22 protein-coding genes and 1 tRNA gene are annotated in these 23,486 nt (G+C 68.7%); 9 read left to right on the top strand and 14 right to left on the bottom strand.

Going from position 1 to position 23,486, the window contains the following annotated elements:
- Positions 1-9 precede the first annotated feature (9 nt).
- The 11 genes from thiD to LCHO_RS11080 form a co-directional block, all read right to left on the bottom strand.
- Positions 10-894, bottom strand: coding sequence for a bifunctional hydroxymethylpyrimidine kinase/phosphomethylpyrimidine kinase (gene thiD, locus LCHO_RS11030; RefSeq protein ID WP_012347230.1), 885 nt, complete (start codon positions 892-894; stop codon positions 10-12).
- Complete coding sequence (thiE, locus tag LCHO_RS11035; protein ID WP_012347231.1) at positions 891-1,553, bottom strand: thiamine phosphate synthase; 663 nt, start codon at positions 1,551-1,553, stop codon at positions 891-893. Before thiE ends, thiD begins: the two co-directional genes overlap by 4 nt.
- On the bottom strand, positions 1,546-2,382 hold the full coding sequence (thiM, locus tag LCHO_RS11040) for a hydroxyethylthiazole kinase (RefSeq protein ID WP_043704194.1): 837 nt from the start codon (positions 2,380-2,382) through the stop codon (positions 1,546-1,548). Before thiM ends, thiE begins: the two co-directional genes overlap by 8 nt.
- Positions 2,383-2,480: 98 nt before the next feature.
- Entirely contained in the window at positions 2,481-3,932 is a 1,452-nt protein-coding gene (locus tag LCHO_RS11045) for an FGGY-family carbohydrate kinase (RefSeq protein ID WP_012347233.1), read from the bottom strand.
- Positions 3,933-3,940: 8 nt separating this feature from the next.
- Complete coding sequence (rhaM, locus tag LCHO_RS11050) at positions 3,941-4,261, bottom strand: L-rhamnose mutarotase (protein WP_012347234.1); 321 nt, start codon at positions 4,259-4,261, stop codon at positions 3,941-3,943.
- Between the two features lie 19 nt (positions 4,262-4,280).
- Entirely contained in the window at positions 4,281-5,264 is a 984-nt protein-coding gene (locus tag LCHO_RS11055; protein ID WP_012347235.1) for an ABC transporter permease, read from the bottom strand.
- Positions 5,261-6,292, bottom strand: a complete 1,032-nt coding sequence (locus LCHO_RS11060; protein ID WP_012347236.1) for an ABC transporter permease — start codon at positions 6,290-6,292, stop codon at positions 5,261-5,263. Before LCHO_RS11060 ends, LCHO_RS11055 begins: the two co-directional genes overlap by 4 nt.
- Complete coding sequence (locus LCHO_RS11065) at positions 6,289-7,896, bottom strand: sugar ABC transporter ATP-binding protein (protein WP_012347237.1); 1,608 nt, start codon at positions 7,894-7,896, stop codon at positions 6,289-6,291. The genes LCHO_RS11060 and LCHO_RS11065 overlap by 4 nt, the downstream gene beginning before the upstream one ends.
- 23 nt (positions 7,897-7,919) lie before the next feature.
- Positions 7,920-8,912: a rhamnose ABC transporter substrate-binding protein gene (gene rhaS / locus LCHO_RS11070; RefSeq protein ID WP_012347238.1), complete on the bottom strand. Its 993-nt coding sequence runs from the start codon at positions 8,910-8,912 to the stop codon at positions 7,920-7,922.
- Positions 8,913-8,997: 85 nt separating this feature from the next.
- Positions 8,998-10,287 carry an L-rhamnose catabolism isomerase gene (rhaI, locus tag LCHO_RS11075; protein WP_012347239.1) on the bottom strand — a complete coding sequence of 430 codons (1,290 nt, stop codon included), beginning with the start codon at positions 10,285-10,287 and terminating at the stop codon, positions 8,998-9,000.
- A gap of 26 nt (positions 10,288-10,313) precedes the next feature.
- Positions 10,314-12,437, bottom strand: a complete 2,124-nt coding sequence (locus tag LCHO_RS11080) for a bifunctional rhamnulose-1-phosphate aldolase/short-chain dehydrogenase (protein WP_012347240.1) — start codon at positions 12,435-12,437, stop codon at positions 10,314-10,316.
- Between the two features lie 174 nt (positions 12,438-12,611).
- Between LCHO_RS11080 and LCHO_RS11085 the strand changes: the two genes are divergently transcribed.
- Positions 12,612-13,556, top strand: coding sequence for a LysR family transcriptional regulator (locus LCHO_RS11085; RefSeq protein WP_012347241.1), 945 nt, complete (start codon positions 12,612-12,614; stop codon positions 13,554-13,556).
- 48 nt (positions 13,557-13,604) lie between these two features.
- Here LCHO_RS11085 and LCHO_RS11090 read toward each other — a convergent pair whose 3' ends face one another.
- The gene (locus LCHO_RS11090) at positions 13,605-14,900 is read right to left on the bottom strand and encodes a M16 family metallopeptidase (RefSeq protein WP_012347242.1); all 1,296 of its coding nucleotides are present in this window, start codon (positions 14,898-14,900) and stop codon (positions 13,605-13,607) included.
- 190 nt (positions 14,901-15,090) lie between these two features.
- On the opposite strand from LCHO_RS11090, the gene ppk2 reads away from it, so the two are divergent.
- Genes ppk2 through LCHO_RS11105 form a run of 3 tightly spaced genes read left to right on the top strand, consistent with a single transcriptional unit; the run spans position 15,091 to position 16,954 of the window.
- Positions 15,091-16,266: a polyphosphate kinase 2 gene (gene ppk2, locus LCHO_RS11095; protein WP_012347243.1), complete on the top strand. Its 1,176-nt coding sequence runs from the start codon at positions 15,091-15,093 to the stop codon at positions 16,264-16,266.
- A 35-nt stretch (positions 16,267-16,301) separates the two neighbouring features.
- The gene (locus LCHO_RS11100; RefSeq protein WP_012347244.1) at positions 16,302-16,586 is read left to right on the top strand and encodes a toxin-antitoxin system TumE family protein; all 285 of its coding nucleotides are present in this window, start codon (positions 16,302-16,304) and stop codon (positions 16,584-16,586) included.
- On the top strand, positions 16,583-16,954 hold the full coding sequence (locus LCHO_RS11105) for an HVO_A0114 family putative DNA-binding protein (protein WP_012347245.1): 372 nt from the start codon (positions 16,583-16,585) through the stop codon (positions 16,952-16,954). The genes LCHO_RS11100 and LCHO_RS11105 overlap by 4 nt, the downstream gene beginning before the upstream one ends.
- Before the next feature lie 369 nt (positions 16,955-17,323).
- On the opposite strand, the gene LCHO_RS11110 is transcribed toward LCHO_RS11105, so the two are convergent.
- Positions 17,324-17,400, bottom strand: a tRNA-Pro gene (locus tag LCHO_RS11110).
- An 81-nt stretch (positions 17,401-17,481) separates the two neighbouring features.
- On the bottom strand, positions 17,482-18,432 hold the full coding sequence (locus LCHO_RS11115) for a carbohydrate kinase family protein (RefSeq protein WP_012347246.1): 951 nt from the start codon (positions 18,430-18,432) through the stop codon (positions 17,482-17,484).
- Between the two features lie 247 nt (positions 18,433-18,679).
- Between LCHO_RS11115 and LCHO_RS11120 the strand changes: the two genes are divergently transcribed.
- From LCHO_RS11120 to LCHO_RS11140, 5 genes are all read left to right on the top strand, one after another.
- Positions 18,680-19,678: a sugar ABC transporter substrate-binding protein gene (locus tag LCHO_RS11120; RefSeq protein WP_012347247.1), complete on the top strand. Its 999-nt coding sequence runs from the start codon at positions 18,680-18,682 to the stop codon at positions 19,676-19,678.
- 192 nt (positions 19,679-19,870) lie between these two features.
- On the top strand, positions 19,871-20,830 hold the full coding sequence (locus tag LCHO_RS11125; RefSeq protein WP_012347248.1) for an ABC transporter permease: 960 nt from the start codon (positions 19,871-19,873) through the stop codon (positions 20,828-20,830).
- On the top strand, positions 20,830-21,621 hold the full coding sequence (locus LCHO_RS11130) for an ATP-binding cassette domain-containing protein (protein ID WP_012347249.1): 792 nt from the start codon (positions 20,830-20,832) through the stop codon (positions 21,619-21,621). Before LCHO_RS11125 ends, LCHO_RS11130 begins: the two co-directional genes overlap by 1 nt.
- An 83-nt stretch (positions 21,622-21,704) precedes the next feature.
- On the top strand, positions 21,705-22,175 hold the full coding sequence (locus tag LCHO_RS11135; protein ID WP_012347250.1) for an RbsD/FucU family protein: 471 nt from the start codon (positions 21,705-21,707) through the stop codon (positions 22,173-22,175).
- Between the two features lie 69 nt (positions 22,176-22,244).
- Positions 22,245-23,483 (top strand): ROK family transcriptional regulator, encoded by a 1,239-nt coding sequence (locus LCHO_RS11140; protein WP_150105458.1) that lies wholly within the window; start codon positions 22,245-22,247, stop codon positions 23,481-23,483.
- Positions 23,484-23,486: the final 3 nt, after the last annotated feature.

A 23,486-nucleotide genomic window follows, 5' to 3' on the forward strand; every position in this document is an offset into this window, starting at 1 on the left:
TTTTCCGGCTCAGGCGCCGATCGGCAGCCGATGCGTCGCCACCGGCGCATGGCCGTGGTTCAGCGGGCCGTGGCCGGCGCCGGTGCGCACCGCCGCACCCGCAGCGATGGCGCCGAGGATGTAGCGGCGCGCCGCCTGCACCGCCTCGGCCAGGTCCAGCCCCAGCCCCAGCGCCAGATGGCAGGCGACAGCGCTCGACAGCGTGCAGCCCGTGCCGTGCACGTTGCGGCTGGCGATGCGCGCGCTTTCGAGCCGCAGCGGCGCGGCATCGGGCCCACTCAGCAGCAGGTCCTGCACCCGCTCGCCGGCCAGGTGGCCGCCCTTGAGCAGCACCGCCGGCGCGCCCAGCGCCAGCAGCGCACGGGCGGCATCTTCGAGTGCGTCGATGCCGCCGATCGGCCGGCCGAGCAGCAGTTCAGCCTCGTCGAGATTGGGCGTGATCAGCGTGACGAGCGGGAACAGCTCGGCCACCAGCACCGCCACGGTCTCCGCGGCGATCAGGCGATCACCGCTGGTGGCCACCATCACCGGGTCGAGCACCACCTGTTTCAGGCCGTGGCGGCGGATCGCTGCAGCCACCACACGCACCACGGCCGGGTCGTGCAGCATGCCGATCTTGACCGCGTCGACGCCGATGTCCTCGACCACGGCGTCGATCTGCGCCGCCAGCACCTCGGCCGGCAGCGCATGGATGGCGCGCACGCCGACGGTGTTCTGCGCCGTGATCGCGGTGATCGCGGTCATGCCGAAACAGCCGAGCGCCGACATCGTCTTGAGGTCGGCCTGGATGCCGGCACCGCCGCCGCTGTCGGAGCCGGCGATGCTGAGCACGCGGGCGTAACGATGGGTGGGCACGATCTCGGTCGGCGTGGCGGGGGGCATGGCAGTGTTCATGACGGGCGGGAATTCGATTCGGATTCGATGCAGCCGGCCAGTTCGGCGGCTGCGGCGCGGGGGTCGGCGGCGGCGCAGATGGCGCTGACCACCGCCAGGCTGTCGGCGCCGTGGCGCAGCACGGCGCGGGCGTTGTGTGCGCCGATGCCGCCGATGGCCACCAGCGGCAGCCGGGTGGCGGCACGGATCGCCGCCAGGCCTTCGAGGCCCAGCGCGGCAGCCGCATCGGCCTTGGTGGCGGTGGCGAAGACGGGGCTGACGCCGAGGTAGTCGACCCCGGCCGGCGCCGCCAGCAGGTCGGCCATCGACTCGATCGACAGGCCGACGAGGGCGTCGGGCAGCCACAGCCGCACGTCGGCCACCGACAGGTCGCTCTGGCCGACGTGCAGGCCGTCGGCGCCGACCACCAGCGCGATGTCGAGCCGGTCGTTGATGACCAGCGGCACACCCGCCGACGCGGTCAGCGCCTGGATGGCGCGGGCGCGTTCGACGAAGGCGCGGCTGTCGAGCTTTTTCTCGCGCAGCTGCACCATCCCGACACCGCCTTGCAGCGCCGCGCTCACCACCTCGACCAGCGTGCGTGGCGCGCACAGCGAGCCGTCGGTGACCAGGCACAGCGCGTGGCGAGGCTGCCAGCGCGTGGGCAGTCGATCAGCCATGCACGGTCATCTTCAGGCGGGCGCGGAAGGTGGCATCGTCGAGCAGCTGCAGGCCGTCGAGCAGCTTGACCTGCAGCGAGCCGACACCATTGCCCGCCGCGATCACCTGTTCGGCGGCCCATTCACCGACCACGCCGAGGTAGGCCATCGCCGCGGTGGTGGCGCGCCAGGCGTCGGGCTGCACGGCCGCGAATGCGCCGATCATCGCGGTGGCCGAGCAGCCCACGCCGGTGATGCGCGTCATCCACGGGTGGCCGTTGGACAGCGTCGCCCAGCGCCCCAGTGCATCGACCACGTGGTCGTCGGCACCGCTGACGCAGACCACCGAGCCGATGCGGCGCGACAGCGTCTGCGCGGCCGCCACCGCATCGTTGGACGACAGGGTGCTGTCGACTCCCCGCGTGGGCGCGCCCAGCCCGGCCACGCTCAGCACCTCGGAGCCGTTGCCGCGGATCACGGTGGGCGCGCCGGCCGCGAGCAGGCCCGACAGGGCGCGGTTGCGATAGGCGGTGGCGCCGGCGCCGACCGGGTCGAGCACGACCGGGATGCCGCGCGCACGCGCGGCACGCCGCGCCTTGTGCATCGACTCGACCCACGCCGGCTCGAGCGTGCCGATGTTGAGCACCAGCGCCTGCGCGATGCCGGCCATGTCGGCCACCTCGTCATGCGCATGCGCCATCACCGGCGCTGCGCCCAGCGCCAGCAGCACGTTGGCGTTGAAGTTCATCACCACGAAATTGGTGATGCTGTGCACCAGCGGCGACTGGGCGCGCACGGCAAGCACGTCGGCCCAGAGGTCGGCGGCGGTCAGGGGGGCGGCGAGGGACATGGCAGTTCGGAGATGGCGCGTGCCGGGCACGGGGCCGCCATTCTGCGGCATGTGCTCGGCGCCTGATGCCGATCAGGCCGTGCGGTCGAATCGGGGATTCACTTCACCGCGTCACCACACGCCGCCCGCGCATGGGCCGCGATCCGATCGATCAGGCCGGCCTCGGGTGCCGGCAACCCAGCCGTCCGGCCCTGCCAGCGCGAGGCCTGCGGCCAGCGCGCCAGCAGCCACGCGCCACGCGCCGTGCCTTCGAGCGGATCGAGCGCCAGGCTCACGCCGCCCGGCGCCAGCAAGGCGGCCAGCGCGACGCAGAAGGCCTCGTCATGTGCCATCGGGCCTTCCAGCACGACCGGGGCAGCGGTCGCAGCCGGCGCGCCGATCTGCTGCAGCAGGTGTGCCGACACCTCGGCGCAATACAGCGCGGCCAGCGCCGGCCGCAAGGGGGCAGGCACCGCCAGTGGGCCGGCCGTGCAGACCTCGCCATGTCGCGTGATCAAACCCTCGCGCCCGACGAACGGCCCGCCCGACGCGGCAAAGCCCGGCTGCGCCAGCCAACCTTCGTCCAGCACCTGCTGCAAGGCCTCGGCAGTGGCCAGCGCGGGGTCCGCTCCGGCGCACAACGCCGCGAACTCGCGCCCGCCCATGAAACGCGCCGTCGGCACCGGCGCGCCGTCGACCGCCACGTTGACGAGCTGGTCACGGCCGGCGTCGAGCATGTCGGCTGGCGCCCCGGCGGCCATCGCGATGGTCCAGGTGCCGGTCGACAGCACCGTGGCGTCCGGGCTGTGGCACAGGTAGCGCGCCAGGCAGGCGTTGCTGTCGTGCGAGCCGCAATGCACCTCGACCGTCTCCGCCAGCCCGAGCGATCGAGCCAGCGCCGGCCGCAGTGGTCCGAGCACATCCCACGCCGGGCGAACGGGCGCGAACAGCGTGGCGATGCCACGGCGCTGTGCCCAGTCGCTGAAGCCACCACGCTGCGGCGACCACAGCCCCGTGTGGCAACCGAGCGACGACACCTCGCTGGCCGCCACGCCGCTGAACCACCAGGCCCAGTACTGCGGATACGGCAACCAGCAGCGGATCTGCCACCACGCATCCGGCAACTGGCGCTGCAGCCAGTGCAGTTGCAGACCGGCGTTGAGGCCTTGCGGCAGGTGCGGCGAGCCGGTGTGGGTGAACGGGTCGGACTCGGCCTCGAACGCGGCGCGCTCGTCGCCGTAACCATCCCACTCGTAATCGATCGGCGCGATCAGCAGGCCATCCTCACCCAGCGCGCAGAACGCCGCGCCGTGGGTGGTGACGGAGATGCGCGCGATGCGCTCGCGCTGCGGCAACTCGGGGATGGCCTGCAGCAGCCACGCCTGCAGCGCATCCACGCCGAGTGCGCGATACGGCAACGCCTCGCCCTGCCAGCGAGACTCGCCCGGCGCGACCGATTCGTTGGCGCGCTGGGCGCGGGCGATCACCTCGCCCGCGGCATCGATCAGCACCAGCTTGGCGTTGCTCTTGCCGATGTCGAGCACCAGCGTGCAGGCGTCCTTGTCTTGCATCGCCGGGCTCAGTCGAGATGGAACAGACACGGCAGCGGCTCGGCCACCGGCGAGCCGTCGGGGTTGCAACGCATGATGTCCTTCATGTGCTGCCACCAGCGCTGCATCACCGGGTGCTGCGGCAGCGTCTGCATCGTGTGACCGGGGCTGCGGCTCAGCACGGCGAACAGCACGCCGCGCGGCTCGTCGAGAAAGATGCTGTAGTCGCTGACGCCGCTGTTCTTCAACAGCGCCACCAGTTCGGGCCAGATGCGGTCGTGGCGCAGCTGGTACTCGGCCTCGCAGCCGGGGTTGAGGAACATGCGGAAGGCGATCTTTTCGGTCGTCATGGTCGTGATTCCTTCGTCCTCAGGCCGGCTTGAGCGCCGCCGCACTCGGGCGGCGCAGCAGCCGCAGCCAGCGTGGCAGCACCATCGCCACGATCAGCAGCGCGCCGACGATCATCGACATCACGATGCCCGAGACGTTCAACATGCCGAGCGCGAACGTGAAGCTGCCCAGCAGCACGGCCGCCAGCAGCACGCCGACGATGCTGCCGCGCCCGCCCTCGATGGCGACGCCGCCGAGGATCACGATCGTCACCGCGTCGAGCTCCCAGCCCATCGCCAGATTGGGTCGCGTGCTGCCGATGCGCCCGGTCAGCAGGATCGCGGCGAGGGCCGCCATCACTCCGGCAAAGATGAACAGCCCGAGCCGATAGCGATCGACCGCGATGCCCGAGAAGCGCGAGGCGATCGGGTTGGCGCCGATCGCATAGATGCGCCGGCCGTGGATCGTGCGGTGCAGCAGCAGGCCCACGGCCAGCGCCATCACCAGCAGCACCGCGAACTCGATCGGCACGATCAGCCACGGCACACCGATCAGGTCACCGACGCTGCCGTTGCCCCAGTTGCTGAGCGTCTCGGGATAGCCGGTGATCGCCTGGTCGCCCAGCACCACCTGCGCCAGGCCGCGATAGAGCGACAGCGTGCCGATGGTGACCACGATCGACGGCAGCTTCCAGCGCGTGACCAGCCAGCCGTTGAAGGCGCCGCACAGCGCACCGACCGCGATCGCCACCAGCAGCATCACCGGCAGGCCGGCGCCGGCCTGCATCGCAAAACCCATCGCCAGCGACGCCAGCGCCATGGTCGCGGCGATCGACAGGTCGATCTCGCCGGAGACCACCAGCAGCGCCATGGCGAGTGCGATCAGCGCCTTCTCGGAGAAGTTGTAGGTGCTGTCGGCCAGCGCGTAGGGCGAGAAGAAGCCCTCGATGCCGATGCCGAAGCAGAAGTAGACCGCCACGATCAGCGCGATCAGCACGCGCTCCCAGGTGTCGAGCGCTTTCATGCAGCGGCTCCTTGAGTTGCAGTGTTGGACGGAGCGGGCGACTGCGGCCGCTCCAGGATCTGTCGGCCGTGGCCGCGGTCGGCGCGGGCGTTGAGCACCACCGAGATCAGGATCACGGCGCCGGCGATGGCCTGCTGCCAGAACGGCGAAACCTGGATCACCGGCAGCGCGCCGTTGATCACGCCGATGAACAGCACGCCCAGCACCGCGCCGCCGATCGAACCGACGCCGCCGCCGATGCTGACGCCGCCGATCACGCAGGCCGCGACCACGGTGAGTTCATAACCCGACGCCAGCTCGCTGAAGGCGATCGAATAGCGCCCGACCCACAGCAGCCCGGCCAGGCCCGCCAGCAGGCCCGACAAGGTGTAGGCCATCACCAGCCGGTCGAGCACCGGGATGCCCGCATAAACCGCCGCCGTCGGGCTGCCGCCGAAGGCGTACAGCTCGCGCCCCTCGCGCCGCCAGCGCAGCAGGTACAGCGCCAGCGCCACCACGATCGCGGCAATCCAGATCAGCATCGGCAGGCCGAGCAGCGTCTCGCGCGGCAGGCCCTTGATGAGCGGATGGATGTCCTGATCCGACACCCAGGCGCCGCCGCTGGAGACGAACACCGCACCGCGGTAGGCCGCCATCGTGCCGAGCGTGACGACGATCGCCGGCAGGTTGAAGCGCATGATCAGCCAGCCGTTGACGAAACCGAGCCCGGCACCGATGCCGCAGGCCATCGCGATCAGCAGCGGCAGCGGAATGTCGGCCCAAGTACGCCCGGCCAGCGCGCACAACATGCCGGTGAGCGCGAGGTTGGACGCCACCGACAGGTCGATGCCGCGTGTCAGCAGCACCAGCATCTGGCCCATCACCAGGATGGCGAGGATGGCCGAGTCGTTGCCGATGTCGAGCGCGTTGCGCCAGGTCAGGAACACCGGCGCGCGCGCGCCGACCGCCAGCACGATCACCGAGATGATCGCCAGCAGCAGCCACTCGCGGCGCACGCCGGAGATGTGAGAAAACAGCGTGGGCTTCATGCGGCCAGCTCCGGGTTCAGGGTGATGGGTCGCAGCTCATCGGGCGCGCTCAGGGGTGCCGGCACCGCCGACCGGGGTGGCAGTTCCAGGCCGGATGCCGCGGCCACCACGGTTTCCGCATCGGCCTGGCCCATCGCGAACTCGCTGGCCATGCGGCCGCGTCGCATCACGATCACGCGGTGCGCCAGGTGCATCACCTCGGGCAGTTCGGACGACACCAGGATCACCGCCAGGCCCTGTTCGACCATCTCGGCGATCAGGTGATAGACGGCCTGCTTGGCGCCGACGTCGATGCCCTTGGTCGGCTCGTCGAGGATGACGATGCGCGGGTTCAGGCCCAGCCACTTGGCGATCACCACCTTCTGCTGGTTGCCGCCCGACAGGCCCGACATCGGCGTGTCCTGGCTCGCGGTCTTGATGCGCAGGCGCTCGATCATCTTCGCGGCCAGCGCGCCCTCGCGCAGCGGCGACAGCCACGGCCCACGCGACAGCGCCGAGGCTCCGCTCGCCAATCCCGCCAGGCTGATGTTGTGCCGCACCGAGAAGCCGAGGATGCCGCCCTGGCGCTGGCGCTCCTCGGGCACATAGGCCATGCCGGCTGCGATCGCGTCACCGGGTCGGCGGATCTCGATGCGCTTGCCGTCGACCGTCACTTCACCCGTCGCTGCCGGGTTGAGCCCCATCAACGCGAGCATCGCCTCGCTGCGGCCGGCGCCCACCAGGCCGTAGAAGCCGAGGATCTCGCCACGCCGCAACTCGAAGCTGAGGTCGGCGAACTCGCTCGGGTGGCTCAGGCCCTGCACCTTCAGCACCACCTCGCCGGGCTGGCTGGTGATGGCGGGATAGATGTGTTCGATGGCCCGGCCGGCCATCAGCTTGACCAGCATCGGCTCGTCGGCATCGGCGATCGCGCCCTCGCCCACCGACGCGCCGTCGCGCAACACCACGTAGCGGTCGCAGACGGCAAAGATCTCGTCGAACTTATGGGTGATGAAGAGCACCGCCACGCCCTGCGCCTTGAGGCCGCGCACCAGCCCGTAGAAATCACGGATCTCGGCTTGCGACAAGGCCGCGGTGGGCTCGTCGAGGATCACGACGCGGGCCTTCTGCGACAGCGCCCGCGCGATCTCGATCAGGTGGCGCTGCGCCAGGCTCAGGTTCTTGACCGTCGTGGTCGAGGCAAAACCGGCGCCCACTTGATCGAGCACCGCCTGCGCCTCGCGGTTCATGCGCGCCCAGTCGATCACCTTGAACGGGCCGACGCTGCGCATCGGCTGGCGACCGATGAAGATGTTCTCGGCGGCGCTCAGCTCCTCGAACATCACCGTTTCCTGGTGCACGGCCACGATGCCGGCGGCCTGCGCGTCCTGCGCCCGCAGGAAGCGCTGCGGCTTGCCTTCGATGCGGATCTCGCCTTCGTCAGATTGGTAGACGCCGGTCAGCGTCTTCACTAAGGTCGACTTGCCGGCGCCGTTTTCGCCGATCACGGCCAGCACCTGGCCGGGCACCAGGTCCAGGTCCACACCCTTCAGGGCATGGGTCGGACCGAAGCGTTTGTGGATGCCGCGCAGCGTGAGCCAGGCGGGGGATGAATCAACTCTCATGACAACGCGGCACCCGGTCCAACTTAGAAAATCTTCGCGAACTGCTCGACGTTGCCGGCGTCGTAGGTGAACGGCTCGGCCATCGCGCCCTCAAGGTTGGCATCGAGCGTGGTCGTGCCGACGCGGCCGAGCGAGATCTTCTCGCCCGCAGTGCCCTTGGCCTTGCCCTTCATGAAGGCATGCGCGATGTGGATCGACGAGTAGCCGAGGTCGATCGGATTCCAGATCGCGAACGACTTGACCGCGCCGCTCTTGACGTGTCCGGCCATCTCGGACGGCAGGCCCAGGCCGGTGACGAAGATCTGGCCGACCTTCTTCTCGTCCTGCACCGCCTTGGCGGCGGCGGCAATGCCCACCGTGGTCGGGGCCACGATCGCCTTCAGGTTCGGGTAGCTCTTGAACAGGCCTTGTGCTTCGCGATAGCTCTTGTCGGTCTGGTCGTCACCGTAGACCACGTTGACCAGCTTCAGGCCGCTGTAGCCGGGCTGCGCCAGCACCTTTTTCATCTCGCCGATCCAGATGTTCTGGTTCGTGGCCTGCGCAGTGGCCGACAGCACGGCGATCTCGCCCGTCTTGCCTACCACCTGCTCGCTCATCTTGACCAGCTTCTCGCCGATCAGCGCGCTGTTGGACGGGTTCAGCTGCATCAGCCGGCCTTCCTTCTTGACGCCCGAGTCGAAGGAGATGACCTTGATGCCACGCGACATCGCCTTCTTCAGCGACGGCACCAGCGCGTCCGGGTCGTTGGCCGAAATGACGATGGCCTTGACGTTCTGCGCGATCAGCGAATTGATGATCTCGATCTGGCCTTCGGCCGTGGCCTTGGCCGGGCCGGTGTAGATGATCTCGACGTCCTTCAATTCCTTGGCCGCTTCCAGCGCGCCCTGGTGGGCGGCATCGAAGAAGCCGTTGCCCAGGCTCTTGACGACCAGCGCGATCTTGTCGGCGGCCATGGCCGGGCTCACCATGCAGACCGCCAGGGCGGCGGCGGCGATCAGTTTGATTCGGGTTGTCATGTTGTCTCCTCGGGGGCTGTGTAAGGCCGCGACGTGCGACCAGGGGGTGAAACGCGTGGGAACTGCGTGAACTCGAAACCGCGGGTCAGACGATGCCGCCACCACCGCCCGCCACCGCCGGCCGGGCCTCGGCCACGCGCTGGCGGTAGCCGCTGGCGCGGTAGGCGCCGACCAGGTCGATCGCGCCGCCGGCATCGAAGCGCACACGCTGCAGGATCGGCGTGACGTCGGTGTCGAAGCCGCGCTTGAGGCACTGCGTGGCCACCAGCGCGTCGTTGGCGTCCTGCGCGGCGTCGAGCGCGGCGCGGTCGACGATCAGCGCCTGCGCGTAGGTGCGCTGCACCTGCGCGGCGCTGGTCATCAGGCTCTCGATCGGATCGGTGACGTTGTGGCTCTGGTCGAGCATGTAGGCCGGGTCGAAGCCGCTCACACCCTCGTGCGCCGCAGCCACCAGTTCGTTGAAGACCAGGAACAGGCGATACGGCGCGACGCTGCCGGCATCGAGATCATCGTCGCCGTACTTGCTGTCGTTGAAGTGGAAACCCGCCAGCTTGCCGGCGGCGATCAGGCGCGCCACGATCATCTCGATGTTGACGTTGGGCGCGTGGTGGCCGAGGTCGACCAGGCACTGCGCCTTCGGGCCCAGCGCGCTGGCAGCCATGAAGCTCGAACCCCAGTCCTGGATCACGGTGGCGTAGAACGCCGGCTCGCAGATCTTGTGCTCCAGCATCATTCGCCAGTCGCCCGGCAGCGCGGCGTAGATCTGCTGCGCGCTCTCCAGGTAGCGGTCGAAGGCGCGGCGGAAATGCTGCTGGCCGGGGAAGTTGGCACCGTCGCCGATCCACACCGTCAGCGCCTTGCTGCCGAGCTTCTGGCCGATCTCGATGCACTCGATGTTGTGCGCCACGGCCTGCGCGCGGGTGGCCGCGTCGCCGTGCGTCAGGCTGCCGAACTTGTAGCTGTGGGCCTGGCCCTTCTGGTCGGAGAAGGTGTTGGAGTTGATCGCGTCGAACGCCAGGCCGTGGCTGGCTGCGGCCTGGCGCAGCTCGCTCCAGTCGCTGCACGTGTCCCACGGAATGTGCAGCGAGACGGTCGGCGTGGCGCGCGACAGCTGCTGGATCACGCCGCAGTCTTCGAGCTTGTCGAACACGTTGCGCGGCTCGCCGCGGCCCGGGAAACGCGCGAAACGCGTGCCGCCGGTGCCCACGCCCCAGCTCGGGATGGCGACGCCGAATGCCGCCACCTTGGCGCGCACGGCTTCGATGTCGATGCCGCGGCGGGCGAGCTGTTCGCCCAGGTGGGCGTAGTCGTTGTTGACGTGGCGCAGGAGCCGGTCGTTGTGCGCGGCGATGAGGTTCTTGTCGATCAGGGACATGGTGATTCCTTGGTTCGGCAGCAGGCTCAACGGGTGAACGCGGCGAGATTTCCCGCATCGACGTTGAGGATGTTGCCGGTGGACTTCGCGCTCAGGTGTTCGGCGGCAAAGAAGTAGGTCGCTTCGGCGATGTCTTCGGGGAAGACGCTGCGCTTGAGCATCGAGCGGTCGCGGTAGAAGGCTTCGAGGTCGCCCTCGTCGATCTTGTTGGCGGCGGCGCGCTCCTCGCTCCACTTGCCGGTCCAGATCTTCGAGCCGCGGATCACGGCGTCGGGGTTGACCACGTTGCTGCGGATGCCCAGCGGCGCGCCTTCGAGCGCGAAGCTGCGGCTGAGCTGGATCTCGGCCGCCTTGGCGGCGCAGTAGGCGGTCGCCTGATTGCTCGCCACCATGCCGTTCTTGCTGGCGATCATGATCATGCTGCCGCCGGTGCCTTGGGCCTTCATCTGCTTGAAGGCTTCGCGGGCGACCAGGAAGTAGCCGGTGGCGAGGATGCTCTGGTTGCGGTTCCAGAGTTCGAGCGTGGTCTCGTCGATCGGCGCGGCCGAGGCGATGCCGGCGTTGCTGACCAGGATGTCGACGCCGCCGAACTCGACGGCTGCGCGGTCGAAGGCGGCGATCACGCTGGCCTCGCTCGTCACGTCGCAGCGCACGCCGCGCACGTGGTCGCGGCCATGCGCCTTGGCCAGGTCGGCACCGACCGAATCCAGCGCCTCCTGGTCGATGTCGGCCAGCACGACGCAGGCGCCTTCGGCCAGCATGCGCTTGGCGATCGCCTGGCCGATGCCACCGGCACCGCCGGTCACCAGCGCCACCTTGCCGACCAAGGGCTTCGGGCGGGGCATGCGCTGCAGCTTGGCTTCTTCGAGCAGCCAGTATTCGATGTCGAAGGCTTCCTGCTCGGGCAGGCCGACGTATTTGTCGACGGCATTGGCTTCGCGCATCACGTTGATCGCGTTGACGTAGAACTCGCCGGCGATGCGGGCGGTGGCCTTGTCTTTCGCGATCGTCACCATGCCGATGCGCGGCAGCAGGATCACGACCGGATTCGGGTCGCGCAGCGCCGGGCTGTTGGCGCGCTTGCAGCGCTCGTAGTAGGCGGCGTATTCGGCGCGGTAGGCGGCCAGCAGGTCCTGCAGCGCGGCCTTGAGTGGCGCGCCGGTCAGGCGGTAGACCGCCTCGGGCACGATCAGTGGGCGGATCTTGGTGCGCAGGAAGTGATCCGGGCACGAGGTGCCGAGCCCGGCCAGCGGCTCCAGATCGGCGGAGTTGACGAACTCCAGCACTTCCGGTGACGTATTGAGGTGCAAGAGCTTCGGCGCGCCTTCGGCCGACAAGCCGCGCAGCACCGGGAGCACGCGGGCCAAGGTCGCCTGGCTGTCGTCAGCGGCCAGCGTCTCGAAGCGGGTGCCGCCGAACACCTGCACCTTGCGTGCGGCGCGTTCCTGCGCCAGCCAGGTCTGCGCGCGTTCGATCAGGTCGACGGTGTTCTCGTAGCAGCTCTTGGCCGTGTCGCCCCAGCTGAACAGGCCGTGGCCGCCGAGCACGATGCCGCGCAGGCCGGGGTGGGCGGCGTTGCAGGCGGCGAGCTGCTGGCCCAGTTCGTAGCCCGGGCGCAGCCAGGGCATCCAGCCGACGGTGCCTTCGAACACCTGCCTGGTGATGACCTGTGAGTTGGCCATCGCCGCGATCGCGATCACCGCATCGGGATGCATGTGGTCGACGTGCGTATAGGGCAGCGACGAGTGCAGCGGCGTGTCGATCGAGGCGGCGCGGCCGTTGAGGTTGAAGGTGCAGTGCGGCAGGTAGCCGACCATCTCGTCTTCGTTCTCGAGCCCGCGGTACAGGCCCTTGAGGGCGCGCAGCTTGTCCATGTAGAGGGTCGAGAAGCCGTCGAGCTTCATCGAGCCGACGTCGCCGCCCGAGCCCTTGACCCACAGCACCTCGACCTGCTCGCCGGTCAGCGGGTCGCGCTGCCAGATCTTGGCCGAGGTGTTGCCGCCGCCGTAGTTGGTGATGCGCAGGTCCGACCCCAGCAGGTTGCTGCGATAGAGCAGCTGGCCGGGTTCGTCGAGCGCGGCGGCACGCGCATCGTCCCAGCGCGGGAAGGGCTTGAAGGTGGACATCGGGGTGGCAGCGGTGGTGTTCATGGGTGCCAAGCGTAGGAGCCGACACCTTCAGGCGCAATTGATAGACTCTGATCCGATCCATCAAGAAATACTGATGTTGCAGTGCTTCGCCATCGTGGATGCCCCCGGCCGCCCCGCCAGCCGCCACCCGGGGTCGGCGGGCTGCGGGAAAGTCCTGAATCGAAAGTGAGCGACATGAAAGACTTCAACCTGCGCCACCTGCGGATATTCGAGACCATCGCCAGCTGCGGCAGCTTTTCGCGCGCCGCCGAGCAGCTCGGCATGAGCCAGCCGGCGGTGTCGATGCAGCTGCGCCAGCTCGAGACCGACCTCGGCACGCTGCTGTTCGAGCGCCCGCAGCGCCAGCGCCTGACCGATGCCGGGCAGGATCTGCTGCAGCACGCCCGGGTGATCCTGGCCCAGGTGCGCGCCACCGAAGACGCGATGGCGGTGCACGAGGCCGAGGCCAGCGGCGCTTCGGCGGCGGGCGCCCGGGGCCCGCGCGGGCTGCTGCACCTGGGCGTGGTGTCGACCGCGCACTACTTCGCGCCACGGCTGCTGAGCGAGTTCCACCGCCGTCATCCCGAGGTGCGGCTCAAGCTCACGGTCGCCAAGCGCAGCGAGGTGCTGGCGATGCTGCAGGAGCACCGGCTCGACATCGCGATCACCGGCTATCCGCCGTCCGAGGCCGACCTGGAGGCGGCCAGCTTCGCGCGCCATCCGCACTGCATCGTCGCCCACCCCGGTCACGCGCTGGCGCGGCGTCGCGGCCTGGCGTGGGCCGATCTGCGCGACGAGGAGTTCATCTTCCGCGAGGGCGGTTCGGCGACGCGGCAGTTCCTGGAACACCTGCTGCAGTCGCAGTCGATCCAGATCAAGCGCGGCATGGAACTGGCCGGCAACGAGACCATCAAGCAGGCGGTCATGTGCGGCATGGGCATCAGCTTCCTGTCGGCCCACACCTTCCAGGTCGAGCTCGGCGCGGGGCTGATGGCGGTGCTCGACGTGCAGGGCATGCCCAAGCTGATCGACTGGTGTTTCGTGCAACGCCGCGACACCTTGCTGACCGGCGCGAATGCGGCGTTCCGGCAGTTCGTGTTCGAGGAAGGCGCGACGCTGGCGGCCTGCCGGGTGGCCTGAACGCGGATCGACGCAGCCGAGCGCGGTCGAACGCCGGTTCGGTGCGACTCAGGCCGGCCGGCCGCCGAGCACCGCCAGGCGTTCGAGCGCGCGTTCCTTGGCACGCGCCGGCACCTTGCCGGCGATCGCCACCGCCACCGGCGAGCCGATCAGGCGCGCAAACTCGGTGCGCACCTGATCCGCGCTGACCGCGTCGATGCCGGCCTGCCACTCGGCGCGCGAGCGCACGTGGCCGAACACGTACAGGTCCAGCGCAGCCGATTCGAGCCGACGCTGCGGCCGCTCGAAGTTGCGCAGGCCGCGCATGGCGAGCTGGTTGCGCGCGCGCTCCAGGTCGATCGGCTGGATGCGCTCGGCCTGGGTGCGCAGCAGCTGGCCGACCTCGTCGAAGAAGTCGTCGAGGTGTTCGGCCGAGGTCGACGCCTCGACCATGAACTGGCCGGCGATCTCGGTGATGTCGGTCGAGCAGGCGGCGTAATAGGCCAGGCCACGGCGCTCGCGCAGGGTGTCGAGCAGCGGCGAGCTCATGCCCTCGCCGAGCACCGCGGCAGCCACGATCGCCGCCTGCGGCTGCGAACGCAGCGCCGGTGCCGGAAAACCCAGCACCACGTGGGTCTGGCTGCAGCCGGCCTGCCGATGGGTGCGCAAGCCGCCGACCCAGTGCGGCGCCGTCACGCGGTTGACGGGGCCCGAGGCCATCGTGCCGAACGCCGCCTCGGCCTCGCGGGCGATCGCCTGCGGGTCGACCGGCCCGGCCACCGCGACGATCACGTTGGGCGCGCTGTACCGCTGCTGCACGTAGTCGAGCAGGTCCTGGCGCGTGAAGCGTTCGATGTTGGCGCGCACGCCGATCACCGGCTGCGCGGCGGCGTGGCTGCCGAAGCACAGGCGGTCGAACAGCTTGTAGCCCTGCGTCAGTGCGTCGTCTTCATCTTCGGTGTACTCGTGCAGGATGACCTGGCGCTCGCGCTCGAGCTCGGCCTCGGGGAAGGTGCTGTTGCGCACGATGTCGCCCAGCATCTGCACGAACACGCCGGCATGCTGTGCCAGGCCGCGCATGTGGTAGGCGGTGTGGTCCTTGTCGGTGTGGGCGTTGACGTCGGCGCCCAGCCGTTCGGCGTCGAGGTTGATCTGCTGGCAGGTACGCCCGTGCGTACCCTTGAACGCCATGTGCTCGACCACGTGGCTGATGCCGTTGAGGCGCCGGCTCTCGTGGTGGCTGCCGGTGCGCACGAACACGCTGACGTTCACGCTCGCCAGGTGCGGCAGCGCGATGGCGAGCACGCGCACGCCGTTGGGCAGCGTGATCACGGTGGTGTCGGCGTCGTGGGAGAGCGGATTCATCGGCAGCAGGATCGGTGGTGAGCAGGACGTGAGGGGAAGGCGGCGGCGCAGATTGTGACGGTTCGGCTCGGCCCGGCCGGGCACACCCTGCGGCGGGTCGCGCCTCATGCCGTGACTTGACTTATCGCAAGCCAGCCCGTCCGCGGTCGCGCATCATCAAACCATCACACGTTTGTCACATGAGGTTCTGATGGCCAAGGATCAAGCCGGCGTCGCGCCACCCCAACCCGAAAGCCCTGCGCCGGTTCGACGCAAGCGCAGCACGCCGCGGCCGACCACTGCCGGCGACACCCTCGCCAGCCCGGGATCGCTCACGGCCGAACGCGACCGCGTGGCGCGGCGCACCAGCACCACCCTGACGGTGCAGGAGGCGGTGGTGACCGACCTGCTGAACCGAGCGCCCGGCAAGCGTCAGGTCAACGAGTCGCTGCGCCAGTTGCAGACGCTGATGGCCGGCGCATCGCCCGACGAGGTGCAGGCGCTGCGCGCCGCGCTGCTGTCGGGGCCCGACGCCTTGCGTGCCGGCACCGACCCGGACATCGAGCTCAGCGCCCGCTGGCGCGAGGGCGCCTATCCGTACCGCAACCTGCTGTCGCGCAAGTCCTACGAGAAGCAGAAATACCGCCTGCAGGTCGAGCTGCTGAAGCTGCAGGCCTGGGTCAAGGAGACCGGCGCGCGGGTGGTGATCCTGTTCGAGGGCCGCGACGCGGCCGGCAAGGGCGGCGCGATCAAGCGCTTCATGGAGCATCTGAATCCACGCGGCGCGCGCGTGGTGGCGCTCGAAAAACCCAGCGAGGTCGAGCGCGGCCAGTGGTACTTCCAGCGCTACATCCAGCACCTGCCCACGCGCGGCGAGATCGTGATGTTCGATCGCAGCTGGTACAACCGCGCCGGCGTCGAGCGGGTGATGGGTTTCTGCTCCGATGCCGAGTACGACGAGTTTTTGCGCCAGGCGCCGGAGTTCGAGCGCCAGCTGGTGCGCTCGGGCGTGCACCTGTTCAAGTTCTGGTTCTCGGTCAGCCGCGCCGAGCAGCGCCGCCGCTTCAAGGAGCGCGAGCTGCACCCGCTCAAGCAGTGGAAGCTCAGCCCGATCGACATGGCCTCGCTCGACAAGTGGGACGACTACACCCGTGCCAAGGAGGGCATGTTCGTGCACTGCGACACCTCGGACGCGCCGTGGACGGTGATCAAGTCGGACTGCAAGAAGCGCGCACGCCTGAACGCCATGCGCTACGTGCTGCACCGGCTGCCGTACACCCGGCGTGAACTCGGCACCATCGGCTCGGTCGACCCGCTGATCGTCGGTCGGCCGTCGCTGGTGCCCAGCGCGGGCGAGGATCAGCTGGCGATGGGTGGAGTGGGCTGACCACAAGGACGTGACTGTTGGCATAATTGCCAACGATGAAGGCCGAGCTCATCACCCGCTTCAAGAACATCACGCCCGAGGGTGTGATCGAACTGGTGGTGTGGCGCGTTCCTGAGCCGGTGCCGCCAACCGAGCACGGGTTCAAGTACCGCGCCATCTATGCCGTCGGTGGTCAGCGCGTGGTCGGCTTCGACAACGAGCGCGGCAAGGGCGACCACTGCCACATCGGCGACGAAGAGCGGCCCTATGTGTTCACCAGCGTGGAACGCCTGGTGGAAGACTTCATTGCAGCCGTGGAAGCGGCCCGGAGAGCGCCATGAGCATGACCCCGCGAACCCTGACCATCACGCTGCAGCCCGACTGGCAATCCGGCCTGCGCGCTGCTGCCCGCAAAGCCACCTCGGCCAGCTATCAAGGCGAGGTGCTGAACTTCGAGAGCCCGGCCTCGTTCTTCGGTCGCCTGACAGAGCGGCGCTGGGCTCTGGTGGGCGCGCTGCAGGGCCAAGGAACGATGGCAGTGCGCGAGCTGGCGCGGCGTGTAGGCCGGGACGTGAAGCGCGTCCATGAGGATGTGCAGGCGCTGGCCGAACTGGGGCTGATCGAGCGCGACGAAGCCGGCGCCGTGGTGTGCCCCTTCGCCGATGTGCACATCGACATGCACGTGAACGGCTGGCCGCTGGCCGCCTGAGAAAATCCCCACCGCCGCGCCTAGGCTGGTCCCCGAATCCCAGGTGCTTCACCTGATCAGCGCGGCAGCTTCGGTCGGTGCGGATTGAAACTTGGCCAAGCGTCCAGACCTCGAGGTCACCATCCTCCGGCGCTACACACCCTTGCGTGCAGGGCGTCCGGGCATGATCCGGTTGATGGAACAGCCGAACGGATAGCCAAGGCAGAGAGAAAAAAGCCGGCTTGAGCGCCGCGCCCGATGAGCATTTTCGAGGGCGCCAACGCGGCGCTACAGCCTTGAAATCACGGCTGCCGTTACCCCGGCGTTACCCCGGCGTTACCCCAAAGCCAAACGGCCTAGCCCTTTGCAGAGCTAAGCCGTTGATTCATATGGTCGGGGCGACACGATTCGAACGTGCGACCCTCTGGTCCCAAACCAGATGCGCTACCAAGCTGCGCTACGCCCCGAAGCCCACCAGTATACAGCCCCGCCAGACCTTGTCGGCCAAACACTTGGGCACGGGCCTGGCGGAGCGAGGCACCCTTCCCTCAGACGCTGGCGGGAAGCTCGTTGCGGCGCGGCAGATCCGGACCGCGGCGGGTGCAGGTGATCGCTGCCGCATTGGCGGCAAAGCTGGCCACGCGCTGCATTTCGTCGAGGCTGAGCGTGCCGATCGCGCCCGGCGTGAGCTTGCCGATCTCGGCCAGCGCGGTCAGCGTGGCGGCCTGGAAGGTATCGCCCGCGCCCACGGTGTCCTGCACCTTGACCTTGGGCGCGCTGACGCTCACGTGGCCGGCGGCCGACCAGACCAGCGCGCCATCGCCGCCGCACGTCATCATCACCAGCTTGACGCCGGCCGCGAGCCAGCCGCGCGCCAGATCCTGCGGCTCCTGGCCGGGATAGAGGCGCTCGAAATCCTCGTCGCTGAGCTTGAGCAGGTGGGCGCGCTGCGCCATCCACTCGACCATCTCGCGCCAGACCTCCAGTGACGGCTGCACGTTCAGGCGCACGTTGGGGTCGTAGGAGATCACGCTGGTCGCGCGACGGTCGTCGACCAGTTGGCGGATCGTGCTGCCGATGGGCTCGACCACGCAGCAGTACGAGCCGAAGTGGAACGCCGCCACCTCGGTCGGCAGCAGCGCCAGGTGCTCCGGCAGCAACTGGCGGTCGGCGCCGCCGTGACCGTAGAAGCGATAGCTCGGCACCCCCTGGGCGTCGACGCCCACCAGGCTGAGGGTGGTCGGTGCATCGCAGCGCACGAGTGCGCCCTTGTGGATGTTCTCCTCGCTGATGCTGCGTTCGATGCGCTCGCCCAGGAAATCGCGCGACACGGCGCCCAGGAACCAGGCCGGCTGAGCCAGCCGCGCAAGGCCCATCGCGACATTGAGCGGCGAGCCGCCCACCACCGCGTCGAGCCGCAGCCCGGTGGGCGTGGCGCCGTCTTCGAACACATCGAGCAGCGATTCGCCGCACACAACAACAGGCTGGGTTTGATTCATGGCGGAACTCGGTGAAACTTTGATCAACAGGAAAGATTTAGCACAGGCCTAAACAACCCGACACAACGGCGTGGCCTGCGCGACCGGGATCGTCTCATCTGCTGATCGGGATTGAACTAAGGGAAATCACTAAATCAACTTCATTGATTTATTCAACAGCACCGTTACGATCCGTTCCGCGTTCAAGAGGTCCAGCCGATTGAAGCCGACACGGTTCCAACCCACTTTTTGCCCCCCAGGAGACAACATGAAGCGTCTTTCCACCCTTGCCATCGCCGCTGCTCTGGCTTGCGCCGCCGGTGCCTCTTTCGCTGCCGAGCCGGTCATCGGCCTGATCACCAAGACCGAAACCAACCCCTTCTTCGTGAAGATGAAGGAAGGCGCCGCGGCAGCCGCCAAGGCCAAGGGCGCCAAGCTGCTGAGCGGCGCTGGCAAGACCGACGGCGACAACGCCGGCCAGGTCACCGCGATGGAAAACATGATCGCCGCCGGCGCCAAGACCATCCTGATCACCCCCAGCGACTCGAAGGCCATCATCCCGGCCATCAAGAAGGCCCAGGCGCAAGGCGTGATGGTGATCGCGCTCGACAGCCCGACCGACCCGGCCGAAGCCACCGACGCGCTGTTCGCCACCGACAACTACAAGGCCGGCGTGCTGATCGGCCAGTACGCCAAGGCAGCGCTGGGCGGCAAGACCCCGGTGATCGCCACGCTCGACCTGTTCCCCGGCCACCCGGTGGGCGCGCAGCGTCACAACGGCTTCCTGCAGGGCTACGGCCTGAAGTCGTTCGATGCCAAGAACAACGAGCTGGCCAAGCCGGCTGAAGTGGTCTGCATGGCCGACAGCTTCGGCGACCGCGCCAAGGGCCAGACCGGCATGGAAAACTGCCTGCAGAAGAACCCCAACATCAACGTCGTCTACACCATCAACGAACCCGCAGCCGCCGGTGCCTACAACGCACTGAAGGCCGCCGGCAAGGAGAAGGACGTGCTGATCGTGTCGGTCGACGGCGGCTGCGACGGCATCAAGGACGCCAGCGGCGGCAAGATCGCTGCCACCTCGCAGCAGTACCCGCTGCGCATGGCCTCGATGGGCGTCGAAGCCGGCGTCGAATACGCCAAGACCGGCAAGAAGGTCAGCGGCTACACCGACACCGGCGTGACCCTGATCGCCGCCAAGTCGATCGCCGGCGTCGACAGCAAGGACGCCAAGACGGGTCTGGACCTGTGCTGGGGCAAGAAGTAATTTCCTGACGGCCGATCCCGGGGGCGCGCCGAGCGCCCCCCGGTCGGCGCCCCGGGTCGCCGCTGACGGCGACCGCTCCCGCCCGGGGGCGGCCAAGGCGCAGGGGCCACAGGCGCACGCGGCGTCGAACGAGCGGCCAGGCCCCGTTCGGCAGGCCGTGCGCCCTCTCCACTCTCACGTCCAAGGACCACCGTGAACACCTTGAAAGACAAGCTGCCACCGATCAGCCAGCTCGGGCCGTTCATCGCCCTGGCGATCGCGTGCGCCATCTTCGGGATCACCACCGACAACTTCTTCAGCGGCGCCAACTTCTCGCTGATCCTGCAACAGGTCATGGTGGTCGGCGTCATCGCGATCGGCCAGACCCTGATCATCCTCACCGCCGGCATCGACCTCTCGTGCGGCATGGTGATGGCACTGGGCAGCATCGTGATGACCAAGGTGGCCGAAGACTTCGGCCTGCCCGCACCGCTGGCCATCCTGCTGGGCATCTCGGTGACCGCCGCATTCGGCCTGATCAACGGCCTGCTCGTCACCCGCATCAAGCTGCCTCCGTTCATCGTGACGCTGGGCACCTTCAACATCGCCTTCGCCGTCACCCAGCTCTATTCGGGCGCTCAGACCGTCACCCAGGTGCCGGAGATGATGACCTGGCTGGGCAACACCTTCCGCATCGGTGGCACCTCGGTCGCCTACGGCACCGTGTTCATGATCGCGCTCTACCTGGGCGCCTGGTTCTGGCTGCGTGAAACCGCCTCCGGCCGCCACGTCTACGCGGTCGGCAACAACCCCGAGGCGACCCGGCTGGTCGGCATCCCGACCGAACGCGTGCTGCTGTGGGTCTACGTGCTCGCCGGCGTGTTCTACGGCGTCGCTTCGCTGCTGTCGGTGGCCCGCACCGGCGTGGGTGACCCCAACGCCGGCCAGACCGAGAACCTCGACGCCATCACGGCAGTCGTGCTCGGCGGCACCAGCCTGTTCGGCGGGCGCGGCGTGATCCTCGGCTCGCTGGCCGGTGCGATCGTCGTCGGTGTGCTGCGCAACGGCCTGACGCTGATGGGTGTGTCGTCCGTCTATCAGGTGCTGATCACCGGTATCCTGGTGATCGTGGCGGTCACTGTTGACCAACTTTCTCGCAAGGGAGGCCGCTGATGGCCACGCAACAGATCGTGATGCAGGCCCGCGGCCTGGTCAAACGCTACGGCCAGGTCACCGCCCTCGACGGCGCCGACTTCGAACTGCGCGCCGGTGAGATCCTGGCGGTGATCGGCGACAACGGCGCCGGCAAGTCCAGCCTGATCAAGTGCCTGTCGGGGGCGACGATTCCCGACGAGGGCACGATCGAACTCGACGGCAAGCCGATCCACTTCAAGAGCCCGATGGACGCCCGCAAGGTCGGCATCGAGACGGTCTATCAGGACCTCGCCGTGGCCCCGGCCATGACGATCGCCGAGAACCTGTTCCTGGGCCGCGAACTGCGCCGCGAGGGTTTTGCCGGCAACGTGCTGCGAATGCTCGACAAGAAGAAGATGCTCGAGCAGAGCATCGCCCGCATGAACGACCTGAAGGTCGGCATCCGCTCGATGCTGCAGGCGGTGGAGACCCTGTCGGGCGGCCAGCGCCAGTGCGTGGCGGTGGCGCGTGCGGCGGCGTTTGCCGAGCACGTCGTGATCCTCGACGAGCCGACCGCGGCGCTGGGTGTCAAGGAGGGCAACATGGTGCTCGAACTGATCCGCCGGGTGCGTGACAAGGGCCTGCCGGTGATCCTGATCAGCCACAACATGCCGCACGTGTTCGAGATCGCCGACCGCATCCACGTGGCGCGGCTGGGCAAGCGCTGCGCGGTGCTCAACCCCAAGAAGATCAGCATGAGCGACACCGTGGCGGTGATGACCGGGGCGATGCCGCCGGAAAAGATCCCCGCCGAATACCTGGCGCACTGACACCGGCGCGCGCCTTCGCCCGTCTGCCTGTGCACGCCCCGGCCCACCGTCCGGGGCGCTTTGTTTGAAGAGAAGGATTCATCATGCTCAAGGGCATCGACCCCCTGCTGACCCCCGACCTGCTGAAGGTGCTGGCCGAGATGGGACACGGCGACGAGATCGTCATCGCCGACGCCAACTTCACCGCCGCCAGCCTGGCGATCGGCGCCAACGGCGTGCGCAAGCCGGTGCTGCACGTCAGCGGCGCGGGCATCGGGCGCACGGTCGAGGCCGTCATCAAGCTGCTGCCGCTGGACGCCGCGGTGGAGCAGCCGGTCGCCTACATGCAGGTCAGCGACACCCCGGCGGGCTACCGCAGCCGCCTGCAGCGCGACGTCATCGCCATGCTGGCCGACGGCGGCCATGCGCGCCCCGAGCAGTGTCAAGCGATCGAGCGCTTCGCCTTTTATGATCGCGTCAGTGGCGCCTTCGCCATCGTGCTCACCGGTGATCTGCAGCCGTACGGCAATTTCATCCTCAAGAAGGGTGTGATCGGCGAGGCGCTCGACCCCTGAACCCCGAACGCCACCGCCCCTGCACACCGCCCCGCAGCCATGGCTTACGAAATCGATCCGTTGTCGCCCATGAGCTCCCGCCCCGCCTCCGCACCGACCACGCCCAAGCTGCGGCCCCGCGGCTCGAACCACGTCGGCATGCGCCAGTACAACGAGCGCGTGGTGCTGCAGGCGATCCGCCTCAATGGCGAGCTGCCCAAGGCCGACCTGGCCCGGCTCACCCACCTGAGCACGCAGACGGTGTCGCTGATCGTCAACGCGCTGATCGATGACGGCCTGCTGATCAAGCGCGAGCCGCTGCGCGGGCGGGTCGGCCAGCCGTCGGTGCCGATCGCGCTCAACCCCGAGGGCGCTTTCGCGATCGGCGTCAAGATCGGACGGCGCAGCATGGACGTGCTGGTGATCGACTTCACCGGCGCGGTGCGCGAGCGTTTCGGCGTGCAGTACGACTTCCCCGACCCGATCACGCTGTTCCCGGAGCTGCAGCGCATGCTCGGGCACTGCGTGGCCAGCCTCGGCTCGCTGAGTCACCGGCTGACCGGCATGGGCGTGGCCGCGCCGCTGTCGCTGGGCGGCTGGCAGACCCTGCTGGGCGTGCCGAGCGATCAGGCCAGCCGCTGGAACGACATCGACCTGGCCGAGCGCGTGTCGGCCATGACCGACCTGCCGGTGCACCTCATCAAGGACACCGCCGCGGCCTGCGTGGCCGAACTGGTGGCCGGGCGCGGGCGCTCGATGAAGAGCTTTCTCTACCTGTTCGTCGACACCTTCGTCGGCGGCGGGCTGGTGATCGACAGCCACCTCTACGGCGGCGCCGGTGGCAATGCCGGCGCGGTGGGCTCGATGCCGCTGCACGCCGCCAACAGCGGCGGCGTGCCGGCGCAGGTGCTGAGCGCGGCCTCGCTGTTCAACCTGCAGCGCCTCTACGAATCGGCGGGGCTCGATCCGCAGGCCGCCGTCGACGGCCGTGCCCTCGAGCCGCCGTGGGCCAACTACACCCGCGTCTGGCTGCGCAACGCCGCCCAGGCGATGGCGCTGGCGATCGCCAACGCGGCCTGCCTGCTCGATCTCGGCGACGTCATCGTCGACGGCGTGTTCGGCCGTGACCTGCTGTCGCGCCTGATCGCGCACATCGAGGAAGCCCTCGACGCCTACAGCTGGGAAGGCGTCACGCGCCCGAGCGTGCGCGCCGGCACCATCGGCTCCGACGCCCGCGCGCTGGGTGGCGCGCTGCTGCCGCTGTACGCCGAATTCGCGCCCGACCCCGAGCTGTTCCTGAAAAACCAGCCCTCGCCCGCCACGGTCTGAGCC

The organism is Leptothrix cholodnii SP-6 (assembly GCF_000019785.1).
In the GTDB taxonomy this organism is placed as follows: Bacteria; Pseudomonadota; Gammaproteobacteria; order Burkholderiales; family Burkholderiaceae_C; genus Sphaerotilus; species Sphaerotilus cholodnii.

What these genes read in the sequence shown, in the direction of transcription:
- rhaS (WP_012347238.1), bottom strand. Translation starts at nt 8,912, where the DNA reads ATGACAACCCGAATCAAACTGATCGCCGCCGCCGCCCTGGCGGTCTGC.
- LCHO_RS11085 (WP_012347241.1), top strand. Translation starts at nt 12,612, where the DNA reads ATGAAAGACTTCAACCTGCGCCACCTGCGGATATTCGAGACCATCGCC.
- LCHO_RS11080 (WP_012347240.1), bottom strand. Translation starts at nt 12,437, where the DNA reads ATGAACACCACCGCTGCCACCCCGATGTCCACCTTCAAGCCCTTCCCG.
- LCHO_RS11045 (WP_012347233.1), bottom strand. Translation starts at nt 3,932, where the DNA reads ATGCAAGACAAGGACGCCTGCACGCTGGTGCTCGACATCGGCAAGAGC.
- LCHO_RS11135 (WP_012347250.1), top strand. Translation starts at nt 21,705, where the DNA reads ATGCTCAAGGGCATCGACCCCCTGCTGACCCCCGACCTGCTGAAGGTG.
- LCHO_RS11130 (WP_012347249.1), top strand. Translation starts at nt 20,830, where the DNA reads ATGGCCACGCAACAGATCGTGATGCAGGCCCGCGGCCTGGTCAAACGC.
- thiD (WP_012347230.1), bottom strand. Translation starts at nt 894, where the DNA reads ATGAACACTGCCATGCCCCCCGCCACGCCGACCGAGATCGTGCCCACC.
- ppk2 (WP_012347243.1), top strand. Translation starts at nt 15,091, where the DNA reads ATGGCCAAGGATCAAGCCGGCGTCGCGCCACCCCAACCCGAAAGCCCT.
- rhaM (WP_012347234.1), bottom strand. Translation starts at nt 4,261, where the DNA reads ATGACGACCGAAAAGATCGCCTTCCGCATGTTCCTCAACCCCGGCTGC.
- LCHO_RS11120 (WP_012347247.1), top strand. Translation starts at nt 18,680, where the DNA reads ATGAAGCGTCTTTCCACCCTTGCCATCGCCGCTGCTCTGGCTTGCGCC.
- thiE (WP_012347231.1), bottom strand. Translation starts at nt 1,553, where the DNA reads ATGGCTGATCGACTGCCCACGCGCTGGCAGCCTCGCCACGCGCTGTGC.
- LCHO_RS11055 (WP_012347235.1), bottom strand. Translation starts at nt 5,264, where the DNA reads ATGAAAGCGCTCGACACCTGGGAGCGCGTGCTGATCGCGCTGATCGTG.
- LCHO_RS11060 (WP_012347236.1), bottom strand. Translation starts at nt 6,292, where the DNA reads ATGAAGCCCACGCTGTTTTCTCACATCTCCGGCGTGCGCCGCGAGTGG.
- LCHO_RS11115 (WP_012347246.1), bottom strand. Translation starts at nt 18,432, where the DNA reads ATGAATCAAACCCAGCCTGTTGTTGTGTGCGGCGAATCGCTGCTCGAT.
- thiM (WP_043704194.1), bottom strand. Translation starts at nt 2,382, where the DNA reads ATGTCCCTCGCCGCCCCCCTGACCGCCGCCGACCTCTGGGCCGACGTG.
- LCHO_RS11100 (WP_012347244.1), top strand. Translation starts at nt 16,302, where the DNA reads ATGAAGGCCGAGCTCATCACCCGCTTCAAGAACATCACGCCCGAGGGT.
- rhaI (WP_012347239.1), bottom strand. Translation starts at nt 10,287, where the DNA reads ATGTCCCTGATCGACAAGAACCTCATCGCCGCGCACAACGACCGGCTC.
- LCHO_RS11090 (WP_012347242.1), bottom strand. Translation starts at nt 14,900, where the DNA reads ATGAATCCGCTCTCCCACGACGCCGACACCACCGTGATCACGCTGCCC.
- LCHO_RS11140 (WP_150105458.1), top strand. Translation starts at nt 22,245, where the DNA reads ATGAGCTCCCGCCCCGCCTCCGCACCGACCACGCCCAAGCTGCGGCCC.
- LCHO_RS11105 (WP_012347245.1), top strand. Translation starts at nt 16,583, where the DNA reads ATGAGCATGACCCCGCGAACCCTGACCATCACGCTGCAGCCCGACTGG.
- LCHO_RS11065 (WP_012347237.1), bottom strand. Translation starts at nt 7,896, where the DNA reads ATGAGAGTTGATTCATCCCCCGCCTGGCTCACGCTGCGCGGCATCCAC.